A 2,654-nucleotide genomic window follows, 5' to 3' on the forward strand; every position below is an offset into this window, starting at 1 on the left:
ACGTGCGCCTGTTCAACCGGGTCGGCCGCAACATTGAACTGGCAGAGACCGGTCATCGCTTCCTGCCGGAGGCGAAGGCGGTCCTGGATCGCGCCGCGGCTGCTCGTGGCGTGCTGGAGGATGTCTCGCAGACCGTCGCCGGCAGCCTGTCGATCGCGGCCAGCCAGACCATCGCCAGCTACTGGCTGCCGCGTCGCCTGGCTGCCTTCCACGAGGCCTATCCCGCTGTGAAGCTGAGCGTGACGATCGGCAACACCAGGCAGGTCGAGACCAATGTGCTGGACGGCCGCGCCGATTTCGGCCTGGTCGAGGGCCGCACCGAGTCCGACATCCTGCGCCGCGCCACGGTCGACGAGGACCGCATGATGCTGGTGGTGGCGCGCTCACATCCCGAGATTCCGATGACGCGGGCGGGAAATCTCGACATCAGGGCGCTGCGCTGGATCATCAGGGAAGGCGGGTCGGGCACGCGCGAGGCGCTGGAGGATTTCGCGCATGGTCAGGGCGTTCCGCCGGCGGAGCTGCAGATTTTCCTGGTCCTGCCGAGCAACGAGGCCGTGCGTCAGGCGGTCGAGGCCGGCGCGGGCGCCACGATCATCTCGGAGCTGGTGGTCGCGCGCTCCCTGGCCGAGGGCAGCCTCAGGGCCGTGCCGGTCGAACTGCCGAAGCGCGACTTCGCCATGATCACGCACCGCGACCGTCAGGCGAGCCTCGCCCAGATGGCGCTGAAGGCGCACCTCACCGGGAAAGCGGACGCGCTGGCAAGCGCGGAATAGTCAGGCGTATTTGCGCTGCGCGTCGAGCGCGAGACCGAGGCCGACCGAGCCGAACATATCGCCTTCGATGACGGAGGCCTGCGGCACCAGCGACAGGATCGCCCGCTTCGCCAGCGGGATCGCGGTCGAGCCGCCGGTGAGGAACACCGCAGTGATGGCGGAGGCATCGACGCCGGCGTCGGCGATGGTCTGCTTGACCGTCGCGGACACGCGTTCGATGTCGTTCGCAATGGTCTCCTCGAGGCCCGCGCGCGTGATCTCGGCCGCAAAGCGCGCGCCGGGCAGCGACACCTTCACCTCGGCCGAGGGCTGGTCGGTCAGCGCGATCTTGGCCCTTTCGACCAGGCCCGCCATCGCATGGCCATAGCGATGCTCGACGACATGGATGAAGCGGTCGACGAGGTCGGCGCCCTCGGCCTCGTAGCGGATCTGTCGCAGGTCCGACATCGCCTTGGCGGTGTAGACGAGGTTGATGCGCTGCCAGGTTGCCAAGTCGATGAAATAGGCTGCGGGCAGGTTGCGCTTGTGGTCCTTGGTCCGCGTCAGATAGCCGAGCTCGGGCATGACATGGGCGATGCTGAGCAGGCGGTCGAAATCGGTGCCGCCGATATGGATGCCGCGATTGGCTAGGATGTCCGCCTTGCGGTCGGTCGAGCGGGCGCGCTCCGGCGAGACCCGCACAATCGAGAAGTCGGATGTGCCGCCGCCCATGTCGACGATCAGAGCCAGCTCTTCGCGGGTGACCTTCTGCTCGTAGTCGAGCGCCGCCGCGATCGGCTCGAACTGGAAGGCGATGTACTTGAAGCCTTGCGCGCGCGCGGCCTTCTCCAATTCGCCCTGCGCCTTCGCATCGGCGGCCGTGTCCTCGTCGACGAACTGCACGGGCCGGCCGAGCACCACGTTCTCGACCGGACCGCCGGCGTCTTCTTCGAGCCGCTTCTTCAGATGGCCGACGAACATGCCGATAATGTCGATGAAGCCGATCTGGCGCGCCTTGATGCGGGTCTTCTCATTGGCGAGCGAGCTGCCGAGCACGCTCTTCAGAGAGCGCATCAGCCGGCCTTCGATGCTATCGGTATAGTCGCTGATCGCGCGGCGGCCGAAATAAGTGTAGCCGTCCTCGAAGTTGAAGAACACGGCGCTCGGCAGAGTGGGTTGCTCGCCCTCCAGCGCCACCAGTCGCGCCCGGCCGTCGCGGATCACCCCCACGGTGGAATTGGACGTGCCGAAATCGATGCCGCCGAATGCTGATTGCATCGCAGCCTCCTGTCGTTGCCTTGTGGCAGGGACGCCAAGCGCGCCGTCGTCCGGATGGCCGGACCGCTCTGCCAAATAGATTGTGCTTGTTTACCCCTTGGGCTGGGAGGCGGCGGTTTATCGCATGATCGCCCGGAGGGAAACCCTTTTGGTCTTTAATCCTTGCGGAAGATGATGCGGCCCAGCCAGCCGGTCAGCATGGCGAGCGATATGGCGAACACGCCGTAGAGGAAGGAATAGTCATGCGCGACGCGAAAGACCGACTGCTCGAAACCGGACTTGCGGATTTCGAGCTGGGCCGAGCTTTCCTTGACGAACATGCCGCTCTTGAACAGGAAGGCGCGCGCTTTGTGGGTGCCGACTGGCACGTTCGGCGCGAGCCTCACCGTGGCGCGAAACAGGTTCTGCGACAGGAACTGCACGCCGCCGACATTTTCGCTGTAGAGGCCCGTCGCCGCCTTGCGCTCCCGCAGCGCGGCGGTGAATTCCTGGATCGTCGCCGGGCTGTCGGTCTCGTCGGCGGGCTTCATGTAGAGGTTCTGCGCCCCGAGCGAGAGCTGCTTGTATTTGGCGGGCTCGGCGATGTCCTGCAGCGGCCGCGTCGTCGCGACGGAATAGGAG

3 protein-coding genes are annotated in these 2,654 nt (G+C 66.1%); 1 reads left to right on the plus strand and 2 read right to left on the minus strand.

Annotation, left to right across the window (positions count from 1 at the left end):
- A partial coding sequence (locus EOA28_RS31940; protein WP_148670989.1) for a LysR family transcriptional regulator occupies window positions 1-776 on the plus strand: 776 nt, incomplete at its 5' end.
- Here the strand turns inward: EOA28_RS31940 and EOA28_RS31945 are convergent.
- The gene (locus EOA28_RS31945) at window positions 777-2,033 is read right to left on the minus strand and encodes an Hsp70 family protein (protein WP_127250796.1); all 1,257 of its coding nucleotides are present in this window, start codon (window positions 2,031-2,033) and stop codon (window positions 777-779) included.
- Between the two features lie 155 nt (window positions 2,034-2,188).
- Window positions 2,189-2,654, minus strand: a 466-nt coding sequence (locus EOA28_RS31950; RefSeq protein WP_189342312.1) for a TIGR02186 family protein, incomplete at its 5' end; no start/stop codon positions are given.

Source organism: Mesorhizobium sp. M2A.F.Ca.ET.067.02.1.1, assembly GCF_004023285.1.
GTDB lineage: Bacteria > Pseudomonadota > Alphaproteobacteria > Rhizobiales > Rhizobiaceae > Mesorhizobium.

Bases quoted from the DNA above. Each gene is read 5' to 3' on its own strand.
- EOA28_RS31945 (WP_127250796.1), bottom strand. From the start codon at position 2,033: ATGCAATCAGCATTCGGCGGCATCGATTTCGGCACGTCCAATTCCACC.